The sequence below is a fragment of the uncultured Bacteroides sp. genome (genome assembly GCF_910585845.1).
GTDB lineage: Bacteria > Bacteroidota > Bacteroidia > Bacteroidales > Bacteroidaceae > Bacteroides.
Window position 1 is genome coordinate 29,531 of the sequence record NZ_CAJUHF010000003.1, and the last position, 14,917, is coordinate 44,447.

Sequence of the window (14,917 nt, forward strand, 5' to 3'; positions counted from 1 at the left end):
TAAGTTTTCAAGTTCTTGATATTTCGCGGTTCTTCATCATGAGGTAGACCACCGGTATGATGAACCCGTTCAGCAGCGTCGACGTCAGCAACCCGCCGAGGATGACCTTCGCCATCGGGCTCTGAATCTCGTTGCCCGGCAGATCGCCGCCGAGGGCGAGCGGTATGAGCGCCAATGCCGACGAGAGCGCCGTCATCAGAATTGGGTTCAGACGGTCGGTGGAGCCGCGCACGACGCTCTCCACGACGCCCATGCCCTCGGCGCGTTGCAGGTGGTTGTAGTGGCTGATGAGCAACATCCCGTTGCGCGTGGCGATGCCGAACAGCGAGATGAACCCGATGATGGCCGGGATGCTTACCTCGCCCGACGTCAGCAGCAGGGCGACGACGCCGCCAATCAAGGCCAGCGGCAGGTTGATAAGGATGATGGCGCTCTCCTTCACGCTGCGGAACTCGTGGTAGAGCAGCAGGAAGATGACCACGATGCTCATGAGCGACGTCAGCAGCAGCGTCCGGCTTGCCGCCTGCTCGCTCTCGAACTGTCCGCCGTATTCCACGTGATACCCCTCCGGCAGGCTCACCGCGGCGTCCACGCGACTGCGGATGTCGTTCACCACGCTGCGCAGGTCGCGGTCGGCCACGTTGGCGGAGATGACGATCTTACGCTTCACGTTCTCGCGGCTGATGGTGTTTGGTCCCATTGCCGAACGCACCTCGGCCACGTAGTCCAGCGGCACCTTCCGCCCGTCGCCCGTGTCCACCATCAGGTCCCTGATCTTCGCCGCCGCGTCGCGCCGGTCGCCGCGCACGCGCACGGTGAGGTCGAAGCTCCGACCCTTCTCGTAGACCTGCGAGACCGCTTCACCCGCCAGACAGACGCGCACGAATTCCGCAAATTCCGGCAGCGTGATGCCCAGTTTGGAGAGCATCTCTCGGCGCGGCGCGATGATAAGCTGTGGACGCTCTATCTGCTGCTCCACGTTGAGGTCGGCAATGCCGGGTATGCCTTCTATCGCCCGACGGATGTCGTTGCCCAAGGCGAACATGCGGTTGAGGTCGTCGCCAAACAGTTTGATGGCGATGTTCGCCTTCGTGCCGCTCAGCATGGCGTCGATGCGGTGGCTGATGGGTTGACCTATCTCGACGTTGGCGCCTACGATGGTCCCCAGTTTCTCGCGCACTTCGGCCACTACCTCGCTCCTCGTCCGTCCGTCCAGCTCGAAGGGGGCTTCTATCTCCGACACGTTCACGCCGAGGGCATGCTCGTCCAGTTCGGCGCGTCCCGTCTTGCGTGCCACGGTCTGTATCTCGGGGATGCTGAGCAGCAGTTCCTCGGCGCGACGTCCCATGCGGTCGCTCTCCTCCAGCGAGATGCCCGGCAGGGAGGAGATGTTGATGGTGAACGAGCCTTCGTTGAACGGGGGCAGGAAGGAGCGTCCCAGGGTGAAGAAACAGCCGAGGGCTATCAAAAATAGGCAGATCGTGCCGCCCAAGACCGCCTTGCGGTGGGCGAGGACGTAGGCGAGTGCCGTGCCGTAGCCTTGCTTCATGCGGCGGGCGATGTAGGAGTCGCTGCTGTCTTTATTCTCTCTCTGAGCATCTTCCCCTAAAGTCTCCCTTGTCCCTTCCTTCGAGGAGTTTATCTTATCCTTCCCCAAGAGATAGGAGCAGAGCACCGGAGTCACCGTCAGCGCCACTACTGTCGAGGCCGCCAGCGCTACGATGAACGCTATGCCCAGGGGCACGAGCATCCTCCCCTCCATCCCGCTGAGGAAGAACAGGGGCACGAAGCTCACCACGATAATCAGCGTGGAGTTCAGGATCGGCATACGCACCTCTTTCGAGGCGTTGAACACCACCTCCAGCACCGGTAGCCTGTCGCCTGCCGGACGCTGTCGGTTCTCGTGCAGGCGCTTGTAGACATTCTCCACGTCCACGATGGCATCGTCCACCAGCGACCCGATGGCGATGGCCAGTCCGCCGAGGCTCATCGTGTTGATCGTGAATCCCATATAGTGCAGCGTCACGAGCGACGTGATCAGTGCGAGAGGCAGCGTCACGAGCGAAATCACCGTCGTACGCACGTTCGCCAGGAACAGGAACAGCACGATGACCACGAACAAGCCTCCCTCGAACAAGGATTTCTGTACGTTCCCTATCGAGCTTTCGATGAAACGGCTCTGGCGGAATATGTCCGTGCTGACTTTGACGTCTGCCGGCAGGTTCTTCTGCAAGTCCTGCAATGAAGACTCCAGTTTCGCGGTCAGCTCCAGTGTGCTGGTTGCCGGCTGCTTGGTGACGGTGAGCAATACGGCTGGCTTCCCTCGCTCCGATGCCGTGCCCAGCTTGGGCAGTTTGGCGCCGATGCGCACGTCGGCAATGTCTTCCAGCAGGATGGGGGCGCCGCTTTCTGTTCGTCCTGTAGCTCCTCCGGATGGGTTACCTGTTCGTCCGGAATCTCCACCGCTGCCTCCGCGCACTACGGCGCGTGCCAGTTGGTCGATGCGTTCGGTCGAGAGCAGTCCGCGCACGATGTATTCGTTGCCGTACTCATACAGCACACCGCCGTTGGCGTTCAGGTTCATCCCTCGCGTCACGTTCATCACCTCGTCCAGCGTCACGCCGTAATGGCGCATGCGCTCCGGGTCCAGTTCTATCTGATACTCTTTGGTGTCGCCTCCCAGCACCGCCACTTGCGCCACGCCTCCGGTCGAGAGCAATCGCGGACGGATGGTCCAGTCGGCCAGCGTGCGCAGGTCGAGCATGGAAGTGGAGTCCGCCGTTAGCCCGATAATCAGCATCTCGCCCAGGATGGACGACTGCGGCCCCAGGGTGGGTTGGCTGACTCCCGCGGGCAGGCTCTCGCCAACGACAGCCAGCTTCTCGCTGACTATCTGCCGCGCGAGGTAGATCTCCGTGTTCCAGTCGAATTCCACCCAGACCACGGAAAATCCGTTGGTGGACGACGAACGTACGCGGCGCACCCCCGTCGCCCCGTTGACGGCTGTCTCTACGGGAAACGTGACCAGCTGTTCCACCTCTTCGGCCGCCATGCCGTTTGCCTCGGTCATGATCACCACCGTCGGGGCGTTGAGGTCGGGGAATACGTCCACTTCCGTATGCATGGCGGTGTACGTGCCGCCTATCAGCAACAGCACCGCGGCAACGAGCACCAGGATGCGGTTGTGAAGTGAGAAATGTATAATCTTGTTTAACATGAATCTTGAGTTTATGAGTTTTTGGGATTTTTCGTCAACTTGTCGGTTTAATGCTCGTGGCTATGTGCCGGAATGGCGTTCGTGGCACTGGCCAGTTTCACTTGATAAGCGCCTTCGGTCACTACGCGGTCGCCTGCCTTCACGCCCGAGAGTATCTGCACGCTCTCGCCGTTGTCGGCTCCCAGGGTGACGAGTTGTTTCTTGTAGCCCTCCTCGTCCAGTTGCAGGTAGACGAAGAAGCTGCCTTGCTCTTCGGTGAGTGCCGAACGGGGCAGGGCGATGACGTTCTCCATAGGCGAGGAAAGCAGGTAGACCTCCACGAAGGAGCCGGGCACGATGTCCCCCTTGTTGTCGAACTCGAAGGTGACGGGCACGTAATATCCGCTTCCGCCGCCCGATGCCTTGCCGTAGGAGAGGAGGCGGCCGTTCAGTTCGCTTAGTGCATATACCTTGTTATTATAGGGCGTGCAGAAGTTGGCTGAGCCGATGGTGCGCAGGTAGGGGTAGTATTTCTCGGAGACGTCGGCGCGCAGGAAGAGCCGGCGGTTCTGGGTGATGCTGACCAGCGGTTGCCCGACGGTCACGTAGTCCCCCTCTTTCACCAGCAGGTCTTTCACGTATCCGCCGATGGGGGAGGTCACTGCTTGTCCGCTCTGTGAGTTGTTCTTGGCCACGGCTTCGTAGCTGATACGCGCGTTCTCGTACGCTTGCTCCGCCTGGGCGAACTCCTTTTCGGAGACAATCTTGTTGCCGATAAGTGCCTTCATGCGCTCGTACTCTTTCTTGGATACCTCGTAGGCGATGCGTGCCCGTTCTACGGGGTCGCCCTCCGCCATGTTCTTGGAAGAGAGGGTCACCAGCGGCGTGCCCTTGCTCACGCTCATGCCTTCGATCACCTTTCCGCGGAAAGAGACGACGCCTGCCACCGTGGCTACGGCTACGCTCTCGTCACCCTGTGCCGCCATCACCTGTCCGCTGGTCTTGATGACCTGGTGGAACGTGCCCGGCTCGATGACGCCTGTCTTCACGCCGGCTGCTTGTGCCTTGGCAGGGGGGAGGATGATTTCGTCGCTGTGGCTGTCGGCGGTTTTCGCGCTGTGGGCATGCCCTTCATGGGTGTGGCCTTCATGTTCGTGGTCATGTCCTTCATGTTCATGGTCATGTCCTTCATGCTCGTGGGTGTGGTCTTCATGCTCGTGGTCATGGCCTTCATGTTCGTGGCTGTGCCCTTCATGCTCGTGGCTGTGTACTTCTGTCTCATGGTTGTGATGTTCGTGCCCGTCTCCGGACTTGCTCATGCAGGAACCCAATAGGAACAGTCCTACGGTTCCGATAAAGATAAATTTCTTCATGTTGAAATGTTTTGTTCTTGCTGTTGAAATGTTTTGTTCTTGCTTATGTTCTGAAAACAAAGATAGGGATATGGAGCCTGCAACCGGATTGCAGACTTCCGGGTCAGGCAAGCACAGAAGGGGGCGCACGAAGCCCTGTGGCACGTGTGAGATACGTGCCGTGTAGTGATTCTAAGTAGATGTATTCCCGTTTCGGGATGTCCCGTTCGGGCAGGAGTAGGATTTTCAGGATGGACTCGGAGAAGAGGGTGATGATGATCGGAAAGTCCGGATGTGTCTCCCCGTTGTCTGCGGTGGGGGGTTGCTGGAAGAAATGTGTGGTGACGCATCCCGTGTCGCAACAGCAATGTTCGCATTCCGCGTCGTGATGTTGCTCGCAACAGTCGGACGTGATGTCGTCTTTCATGCAGATCAGCCCGTCGTCATGGTGGTGATGAGGAATAACAGGCACCATCAGCATGACTATGCTGATGAATATCAGAAAAAATGCGATATACCGTTTATTCCTCATCTTCCTTCTCCTTTTGGTTGGGCAAAGATAGAAGTTTAACGCGTAAGAACCAAATGCACAGGCATTAAAAAGTCGTCACGCCGTGTCTCTGCTTCTCCAGTTCGCGGTCCCTACTTCTCCAGTTCGCGAAGCGAATCCATTTTCTTCTTCTCCAGAAACTCGTAGATGCCGCTCAGGTGTTCCTTTACTTGCTTGTTGCCAAATTCGTAGACCTTGGTGACCAGGCCGTCCAGGAAGTCGCGGTCGTGGCTCACGACAATCAGTGTCCCGTCGAAATCCATCAGGGCTTGCTTCAGGATGTCTTTTGTCTTCATGTCGAGGTGGTTGGTCGGCTCGTCCAGTATCAGGAGGTTCACCGGTTCCAAGAGCAGTTTGATCATGGCGAGCCGCGTGCGTTCGCCGCCGGAGAGGACTTTCACTTTCTTCATGGACTCCTCGGGACCGCCGAACATGAAGGCTCCCAAGAGGTCGCGTATCTTGTTGCGTATCTCGTCTTTTGCTACGTCGTCGATGGTTTGGAACACGGTCAGGTTCTCGTCCAGCAGCGATGCCTGGTTCTGTGCAAAGTAGCCTATCTGCACGTTATGCCCCAGGGTGAGCGTGCCCTCATGCTCGATCTCTTTCATGATGCACTTCACTAGGGTCGACTTTCCTTCTCCGTTCTTGCCGACGAAGGCTACTTTATCGCCCCGTTCTATGGTGAGGTTGGCATTGCGGAATACCACGTGGTCGCCGTATGCCTTGCCCACGCTCTCCATGATGACGGGGTAGTTACCCGAACGCGGGGAGGGCGGGAATTTCAGGCGCAGTGCCGAGGTATCTTCTTCGTCCACTTCCAGCAGCACGAGCTTCTCCAGCATCTTCACGCGGCTCTGCACTTGCAGCGTCTTCGAGTAGGTGCCTTTGAAGCGTTCGATGAACTCTTTGGTTTCGGCAATGAACTTCTGTTGCTCGTCGTAGGCTTTCTGTTGCTGTTCGCGGCGTTCCTTACGTAGCTCCAGATATTTTGAGTAGTTCACCTTGTAGTCGTAGATGCGTCCCATGGTCACCTCGATGGTGCGGGTGGTGATGTTGTCTACGAATTTGCGGTCGTGGCTGATGACGATGACTGCCTTGCCGTTGCTGATAAGGAACTCTTCGAGCCACTGGATACTCTCGATGTCGAGGTGGTTGGTCGGCTCGTCCAGTAGCAGCACGTCCGGTTTCTGAAGCAGCAGCTTGGCAAGCTCGATACGCATGCGCCATCCTCCGCTGAAGTCGCCGGTGGGGCGGTTGAAGTCTTCGCGCGAGAAGCCGAGTCCGAGAAGGGTCTTCTCTACATCTTCTTCGTAGTTGGTGGAATCTATGGAGTAGAACTTTTCGCTCAGTGCCGACACTCTCTCTATCAATTCCATGTAACTGTCGCTCTCGTAGTCGGTGCGCGTCTCCAGTTCCTTGTTCAGCCGCTCTATCTCCGCCTCCATCTCGTGCAGATGGGCGAAGGCTTGGGCTGTCTCCTGAAAGACGGTACGCCCGTCTTCCGTCAGCAAGTGCTGGGGCAGGTAGGCGATGACGGTGTCTTTGGGTACTGATATCTTGCCGCGGGTGGGCTGGCGCACTCCTGCCAGTATCTTCAGCAGGGTGCTTTTGCCTGCTCCGTTCTTTCCCATCAGGGCGATGCGGTCTTTTTCATTGATCACGAAAGAAATGTCGCTGAATAAGGTCGTGCCTCCAAATTCTACTGCTAATCCGTCTATTGAAATCATATAAGTTTTTTGGTTTTTAGTTTTTGGGGTTTTTGAGTCTTTTCGTTTTGAGTTTTGAGTTTTTTGAATTCTTGAGTTTCTGAGTCTTTAGGTTCTTGAGTTTCTGAGTCTTTTAGTTTTCTCGTCCCCTCGTCTCCTGAAATAATCACGATGCACTTTCGGTTTTCGCTTCCCTTTCCTGCATTTTCCGCTTTACGAATTCTATTTTCAGGTTTGCCTCTTCCATCTCCTTCTTTATCTGCGTGATGGAGGACAATAACTGCGATAACTCATAGACACTGGCTGCTGCCTGGCGGTCTGCGGGAGTCATGGTGGTGGAGTAGGAGCGCTCTCCCTGATAATTGACCTTGATGTTCTTGTCTTTGTTCAGATAGATGAACCCGATGGCGTTGCCGTCTTCACCCAGCTTATAGTCGGATTTCTCTATCTTTTCTCCTAAGTCGGAGGTCTCATAACTGTCTTTGGAAGCGGGCGTCTCGGCAAAGCTTCCGTCAGGCGACACCACCTTCACGCTGATGTGATGGATGTTGGACGCGCCGCAATAGATGGAAGTCATGGTCATCTGACCGGTCTCGTCCACCAGGAAACGGAGGAACGAACGGTGCAGGTTCTTCTCTATCACTTGTGAGGGGTGCAGGTAGTTGCCGATGTTCTGGTATTCGGCATCTTTCTCAAATACGAAGCGGCTTTTCATGGCATCCAGCTCCCCTTGCTTCTTTTGCAACAGGCTGTCCAGGTAGGCAAGCGTCTTCTCCTGTTCTTTCAGTTCCACCTGCTGCATCAGCCCGATGCCTTCGCGGCGTGTCTCAAACGCCTTCGGGTATAGAATCTTGATACTGTCTATCTGCATCTTGGCTTCGCAGAAGTCGCCCCGTTCAAACGCCTCGCGGGCTTCCTGTAGTTTTTCACCGGCTTTTTTCTCAATATTCTCGCAAGAGATAAACGTACAGCAGAGGCACGTAAAGAGTAGTACTTTCTTCATCATCATTTTGTTGGTATATGCAGGGTTCTTTATCATCATTTTGTTGGTATATGTAGGGTTCTTCATCATCATTTTGTTGGTATATGCAGGGTTCCTCATCATCATTTTGTTGGTATATGCGGAGTTCCTCATCATCATTTTGTTAATGCACGCGAGGTGCTTTATAATTCTTTTTCTTCTGTTAGGGCGCGCAAATATAAATGAAAATCATGAGAATCTCATGCCGATAGGATAAAGAATATATTTTTCTTTAGAGGAAAGATAGCATAAACCGGGGGCAGAAGAAAATGAAACCGTTCATTTTTTACTCCAAAGTGCAGCCTGCCTTTATTTTAAGAGAAAAATAAAAATAATATCCCTATCTTTGCGCCCTGAAAACAAAGTAGTCTGCACGAACTACGACTACGAACGGTTAAAAACTATATTATGATAGAATTGACTACGGAAGAACTTAAACAACATTTTAGTGGAAGCATATTCAAGCGGATATCCGAAACAGCCGACGAACTGGGATTGGAATGTTACGCCGTCGGAGGATATGTGAGAGATATATTCCTGCAACGTCCTTCGAAGGACATTGATGTTGTGGTAGTGGGCAGTGGCATAGCCATGGCGGAAGCGCTGGGCAAACGGTTGGGACGTGGAGCGCATGTTGTGGTATTCAAGAACTTCGGTACGGCACAGGTCAAGTTTCATGGCACTGAAGTGGAATTTGTAGGTGCACGCAGAGAATCGTATCAGCGGGATTCTCGCAAACCCATTGTCGAAGACGGTACATTGGAGGATGACCAGAACCGGCGCGATTTCACCATCAATGCATTGGCTGTCTGTCTGAACCAGGCTCGCTTCGGGGAGTTGGTAGACCCTTTCGGTGGCATCGAAGACCTGAAAGAGAAGACTATCCGTACGCCTCTTGATCCGGACATTACGTTCAGCGACGACCCTTTGCGCATGTTGCGTTGCATCCGTTTTGCCACCCAGCTGAACTTCTATATTGATGATGAGACTTTCGAGTCTTTGTGCCGCAACTGCGAGCGCATCTCTATCATATCCAAGGAACGCATAGCAGACGAACTCAACAAGATATTGCTTTCGCCTACCCCTTCCAAAGGGCTTATCGATTTGGATCGTTCGGGCTTGCTGGCACTCATCTTCCCTGAACTGGTTGCCCTGCAAGGAGTGGAGGTGCGTAACGGAAGAGCCCATAAGGATAACTTCTATCACACCTTGGAAGTGTTGGATAACGTCAGCCGCAAGACGGATAATCTTTGGTTGCGCTGGGCTGCTTTGTTGCATGACATTGCGAAACCCGCCACGAAGCGTTGGGAACCGAAAGCCGGATGGACTTTCCACAATCATAATTTCATCGGTGAGAAGATGGTGCCCGAGGTTTTCCGTAAGATGAAGCTGCCGATGAACGAGAAGATGAAGTATGTGCAGAAGCTGGTGAGCTTGCACATGCGTCCCATTGTGATAGCCGATGAAGAGGTGACCGATTCTGCCGTTCGCCGCCTGTTGTTCGAGGCAGGAGACGACATTGACGACCTGATGGCATTGTGTGAGGCGGATATTACCTCTAAGAACATGGAGCGTAAGCAGCGTTTTCTGAACAATTTCCAGTTGGTGCGCCGGAAGCTGAAAGACCTTGAGGAACGGGACCGTATCCGTAATTTCCAGCCGCCCATCAGCGGAGAAGAGATCATGAAAACCTTCAATCTGGAGCCTTGCCAGCAGGTTGGTGCCCTGAAAAGTGCCATTAAGGATGCCATTCTGGATGGTGTGATCCCTAATGAGTATGAAGCCGCACGCGCTTTCATGTTGCAGCGGGCTGAATGGATGGGACTGAAATGTTCTTAATCGTTTGTCACGGTTTTCCGTGATAAATGTTTACTCCATATAGTCGCTATTTTCGTCCATTTAACCTCGTTTTTTGCCTGTTTATCTTGTAAGAAGGAAACGAAAATAAAAAAAACGGAATTAGATTACTGCTTAATAGAAAATTAATATTTATATTTGCAGTTTGTAGAAAAATATAAACTAATATAAATGTAAATATAGAAAAGGTATGGATGAAATGAAAATGTGGCTTTATCCGATTAAAAAAGTTGCTTTATGTTTTGCGGCTGCTTTAATGTGCAGCCATGCAGTGGCGCAAGTGGAAGTGAAAAGGAACTTTCCTTCGGATTTTCGTATTACGGCATTTGATAATACGACATTCTGTACGGCGTTTCTGTCGGATGGTGCTCTGCTGGCGATTCGTGATATTCCTATTGTCGATTTGAGAGACGTTGATAAGATTGCTTTTAATCCGACCGGCAGCTCTCTTGCTCTGATGAGAGGCAAGAAGGCCGTCAGTATCTATTCTTTCCGTGACCGGAATAAAAAACTCTTCGAATTGAAAGAACAGCGGAAGAGCAAGGAGCTGAAAAGTAGAAAGAATCTGGAGTTCCATATAGCTGGAAAGTATGGCGCTGAACTGATGAAAAGTGCTTCGAAGGGTGACATCGTGCCTGTTGCCATGTGTTACGGTGCCGATGCCCGTAACTTCATTGTTTCCAATTCACTGGGTGAGATCATTGTGTATGACACCAAAGAGTATCTGCCTCAAACTTATATTCAAGGAAAAGGCGTGGCTACTTTTCTTGCCATGAGTCCGAACAATTACTTTATTGCAGCTGCAACGGGTAAGGGGATTGATATTTGGAATTTCCAGACGAAAGAACTGCGGAAGTCCATACCGATGCCTGCAGAGGTGACCGAACTGACTTTTTCTGCCGATGCTGCGCAAATGGCTGTGGTGACAACTGACAACCGTCTGACTATTCTCGACACGAAAACATGGGATAAAGTAGATGTCTTCGATAAGATAGGAGGCACGCTCTCTTCACCTTCTTTCCATCCAGAGGGTAAATACATCAGTGTGGTGAAGGATGGCAATGCCATTGTGATCATGAACTTGAAAAACAGCATTCCCGAACAGACACTGACTGATGAGCAGGGAGGTGTGTTGGCGAGCCGTTTCTTCTCGAACAAGCAGTCGAATGACATATTCATGCTTTCCAACCGTACTAAAGAACTCGTCTTCTGGAATGCCAACGGGTTGAATCCTTTCTTCGGTAAATTGATGAGCAAGGAGGTAGACGCCAAAATGAATGAATGGGTAAAGATGATGCAGGGTGAATCTATGGAAGACTATGCGATTCGTGTGAATGACGAAACCCGTCTGAAGCAGCAACAGTTGTTTGCCCAAGAAGTGGCTACGGAACTCGCCGGCGACCGCATCTCCATCGACAATCCTTTCATTGGCGAATATGATTCATCCAAGAGCATGCTGAACATCGGTTTCAATGCCTTGCCTGCCATCGCCCTCGAAGTGCCAGCCGGTGAAGTGAGCGACTTTAAAGACGGCAAGAACCTGAAGTTCGACAATGCCGTGTATGTACTGAACGATAAAGACGAATTTGAGTTGGCATACGTAGAGGTGCGCAATGAGACTACCAATAAGGTCTATATCTATGACAATATCGGTCGTACCAAGCTGACGGCTTTGGAAGCCGATGACAACTTCATTCCGTTGGAGATCATGCAGCAGGCAAACCGTGAGGAAGTCCAGCTGAAAGAGATCAAAGAAGCCGTGATCGAAGAGAAGAAACAGGATAAACTGATTACGGAAAACACGCAGATTGATGTGAAGACTGAGGTTATTCCGGGCGTGGATGCGGATGGTAATAAGATTCTGAACTATAAGGTAGGATACCAGTACGAGGTTATCAATAAGGAATTTTCAGCAAAAGAAGACTTCCCTTCAGGCGGTTATGACATCGAGCGTTCCAACGCTGCCATGTCTTTGATGAAGATTATCAAGAACGCATTCGAAGGAGACTTCTCCAAATACCTGGCAGAAGGCAAACAGGTGAAGGTCATCATTACCGGTTCTGCTGATGCAAGCCCCATTCGCGGCCGTATCGCTTACGACGGTCAGTATGGTGATTTTGTTGACGAGCCTTATTACAAGAACGGCAACCTCGACAACATTACTGTGACGAGAGTTACAGGCATCACTGCCAATGAACAGCTGGCATTGATGCGTGCGGCAGGTGTGAAGAATTACATCGAAAAGAATGTAACTACACTGGCTGATACCAAGAACGAATATGAATATCATGTGGAAGTAGCCAAGGAACGGGGTGGCGAGTTCCGCAAGATTAATGTAGAGTTTGTAATAATGGACGCTTTCCCCGTAAAATAGTTATTTATGAACAGAGTTGTTGTATTAACGCTTATTTTCATACTGGGGGCATGGGGAAAGGCAGTGGCACAGGATGCCGCTGCCGCTTCTCAACGTGCCAATCAGCAGTATGTGCTTTTTGAAAGTGAGCGTGATAAAGGAACGAATGTGACCGGCATGTACAGTTACTTGCTGGAGAGTTATGAGAACTTCATGAAGGTGGTTGAGGCACCGGACAACGCGCAATATCTGGGAGGTGCCAAGAACCGCTTGCGTGCGATGTATCCTTATCTGCTGAACGGTGCGGTGTATTACTCGGAACAAAAGCAGCCTGCCAAGGCTTTGGATTTTGCCGCCGCCTATATCGAAATGCCTTGGTTGAAGATATTCCAGAGTGAGCTGTTGCCCAAGGACAACCGCTATGCTTCCGTCGTATATTATGCGGGAGTGTCGGCTTATACGTTGCAGAAGTACTCGCAGGCACTGAAATACTTTCGGGAATACCTGAATACAGGGACGGAGACGCAGCAGAAGGATTGCTATGTCTACATGAACATGATATACCAGTCGCAGAAGAATTATGCGGAGCAGGAACGTATCCTTGAGCTTGCCATAGCCAAATATCCTGTCTCGCTCGATTTCCTCTATAACTTGGTGAATGTGCATATTGCCACGAACAATATGGCTAAACTTTTGTCGGCTATCGACCGTATACTTGCGGTAGACCCCAATAATGAAAAGGTGTTGCCCATCAAGGCGCGCATCTTGGAACGCCAAGGAAAGAATGTCGAGGCACTCGACATTTACAAACGCCTCTATGCCTTATATCCCGACAGTTTTGAGTTGCTGACCGGGTTGGCGCGTGTCAACTTCAATGTAGCTACGGAGATTGTGAACAACGGTGCTGCCATTGCCAACGATAATGAATATGCTTTGGTGCGCCAGCGTGCTTCCGGTTATCTGCTGGATGCCAAAGACCTGTTTCTGAAAATCCTGGAGAAGGAACCTTCTTCAAAGATGTACATGCAGGGATTGGCAGGCGTATATCAGTACATGGACATGAAGTCGGAATATGAAGTCTTGACAAAGATCATTGCCGACGGCGCTTCGTACACCTTGTTCCCTTCGCGCTTGTTGGCATACAATGAGGCTTTGAAGAAAGCCGACGGCGTGGCACAGCAACAAGAGAGCATTCCTGTTCCGGTAGAGCCTGCCATGCTGGTGATTCATGTGGACTCTTTCATCGACGGTAATAACAATAAGGTGATAGATGCAGGCGAAAGCTTTGCTGTCCAGTTCACGATAGCCAACAACGGACAGGGAGATGCTTATAACCTTCGTCTCCGCCTTTCCGAACAACAAGGATATGATGAATATTTCGATGGTCCGCGCGAACTGGATGGAGGAAACATTCCCGCAGGGACTTCCAAGCAATATACGTTCCGTTATCTGGTGAAGAAAGAGATGCCCTCGGCACTGGCCAAGATCAATATCTATGCTTTCGAGGCGAATGGTTTTGATGCGGACCCGTCGGAACTGATTGTGAATACGCAGGAATATGCCATGCCGCGTTTGCGCGTTGCCGACCATCAGTTCTTTGCTTCCGAAGGTTCATCCATCACTTTGGGTAAGAACGGTAAACTGACACTTGCTTTGCAGAACTACGGTACCAAGACCGCCCATAATGTGAAACTGAACTTCAAGTTGCCGAACAATGTCTTTACAACGGATACGCCGGAGATGGTGATAGACAGTATTGCACCGGGAGACGTGGCCACCTTGGACTACGGCTTCTTGGTGAACAAACGTTTTGACGGTGACTCTGTTGCCGTGGTGGTGAATGTAAGTGAAGAATCCCGCTCGTCTTATCTGAGCGAGGCATACAAAGTGAAGGTGGGTGAATATCTGACCGCTTCAAGCACTATCAAGATTGATGGTACCGTCCGTAAGGCGGTAGACCTTAAGAATGTTTCCTTGGGACTTACCACCGAGTTGCTGAAAGACATACCGGAAGGTGCTGTAAACCGTCATCGCTATGCCTTGATTATAGGTAATGAGGACTACAGCATGACGGGAGCCAATGCAGAAATCAATGTTCCTTATGCTGTGAATGACGCTATGGTGTTCCGTGAATACTGCGTGCGTACGTTTGGCGTGCCCGACAAGCAGTTGAAGGTGGTGCCCAACGCTACTGCCGGTATGATGCACGAGCAGTTGGACTGGCTGGTGAACATGGCAAGCACCGACCCTGAGGCAGAACTGATCTTCTATTACTCCGGTCATGGCAATAATGACGAAGCAACGAAAGAACCCTATCTGCTCCCGGTGGATATCACGGGTAAGAACATCCGTCTGGGTATCTCTTTAGGCGAACTGTACAAGCGTCTGGCTACTAATCCGGTGAAGGGCGCTTACGTATTCCTGGATGCCTGCTTCAGTGGCGGTTATAAGAGTGCTGCTCCGCTGATAGCCCAGAAGGGTGTGCGCGTGGTGCCGAAAGCCGGTTTGCCACAAGGCAATACCTTGAGTTTCTCGTCAAGTAGCGGTGACCAGACTTCCAGTGTCTATCATGACAAGAAGCAGGGATATTACACCTACTTCCTGGTCAAGTGTATTAAGGATGCGAAAGGAGAGTTGACCATGCGTGAATTGTTTGAGAAGACCAATGCCGAGGTGAAGAAAGCCACTGCCCTGATCGGCAAGATGCAGGAACCGCAGTATATGGTTTCTCCGACCTGGACGGATTGGGCTGACATCCGGTTGAAAACCCCTGTTACAGTAGAATAATAGATGGCCGTTGAGGCTTCCGATTCCCCTCGTGAGATGAATAAATTCGCCTCACGAGGGGAATTTTTTTATCCCGTGAGGCGAATTTATTCATC

General features: G+C 52.0%; 8 protein-coding genes. 3 read left to right on the forward strand and 5 right to left on the reverse strand.

Annotation, left to right across the window (positions count from 1 at the left end; translation table 11 throughout):
* Nucleotides 1–7: 7 nt before the first annotated feature.
* The 5 genes from QZ323_RS01520 to QZ323_RS01540 all read right to left on the reverse strand — a co-directional run bounded on the left by QZ323_RS01520 (nucleotide 8) and on the right by QZ323_RS01540 (nucleotide 7,807).
* Nucleotides 8–3,217 (reverse strand): efflux RND transporter permease subunit, encoded by a 3,210-nt coding sequence (locus QZ323_RS01520; protein ID WP_294632245.1) that lies wholly within the window; start codon nucleotides 3,215–3,217, stop codon nucleotides 8–10.
* A gap of 47 nt (nucleotides 3,218–3,264) precedes the next feature.
* Nucleotides 3,265–4,569 carry an efflux RND transporter periplasmic adaptor subunit gene (locus QZ323_RS01525; protein ID WP_294632246.1) on the reverse strand — a complete coding sequence of 435 codons (1,305 nt, stop codon included), beginning with the start codon at nucleotides 4,567–4,569 and terminating at the stop codon, nucleotides 3,265–3,267.
* A 103-nt stretch (nucleotides 4,570–4,672) separates the two neighbouring features.
* Nucleotides 4,673–5,080 (reverse strand): DUF6769 family protein, encoded by a 408-nt coding sequence (locus tag QZ323_RS01530; protein ID WP_294632247.1) that lies wholly within the window; start codon nucleotides 5,078–5,080, stop codon nucleotides 4,673–4,675.
* Between the two features lie 110 nt (nucleotides 5,081–5,190).
* Complete coding sequence (locus tag QZ323_RS01535) at nucleotides 5,191–6,825, reverse strand: ABC-F family ATP-binding cassette domain-containing protein (protein WP_294632249.1); 1,635 nt, start codon at nucleotides 6,823–6,825, stop codon at nucleotides 5,191–5,193.
* Nucleotides 6,826–6,970: 145 nt separating this feature from the next.
* Nucleotides 6,971–7,807, reverse strand: coding sequence for a hypothetical protein (locus QZ323_RS01540; RefSeq protein ID WP_294632357.1), 837 nt, complete (start codon nucleotides 7,805–7,807; stop codon nucleotides 6,971–6,973).
* 426 nt (nucleotides 7,808–8,233) lie between these two features.
* On the opposite strand from QZ323_RS01540, the gene QZ323_RS01545 reads away from it, so the two are divergent.
* From QZ323_RS01545 to QZ323_RS01555, 3 genes are all read left to right on the forward strand, one after another.
* Nucleotides 8,234–9,664, forward strand: a complete 1,431-nt coding sequence (locus QZ323_RS01545) for an HD domain-containing protein (RefSeq protein WP_294632251.1) — start codon at nucleotides 8,234–8,236, stop codon at nucleotides 9,662–9,664.
* 208 nt (nucleotides 9,665–9,872) lie between these two features.
* Nucleotides 9,873–12,056 carry a WD40 repeat domain-containing protein gene (locus tag QZ323_RS01550; RefSeq protein WP_294632253.1) on the forward strand — a complete coding sequence of 728 codons (2,184 nt, stop codon included), beginning with the start codon at nucleotides 9,873–9,875 and terminating at the stop codon, nucleotides 12,054–12,056.
* 6 nt (nucleotides 12,057–12,062) lie between these two features.
* On the forward strand, nucleotides 12,063–14,822 hold the full coding sequence (locus QZ323_RS01555; protein ID WP_294632255.1) for a caspase family protein: 2,760 nt from the start codon (nucleotides 12,063–12,065) through the stop codon (nucleotides 14,820–14,822).
* Nucleotides 14,823–14,917 lie beyond the last annotated feature (95 nt).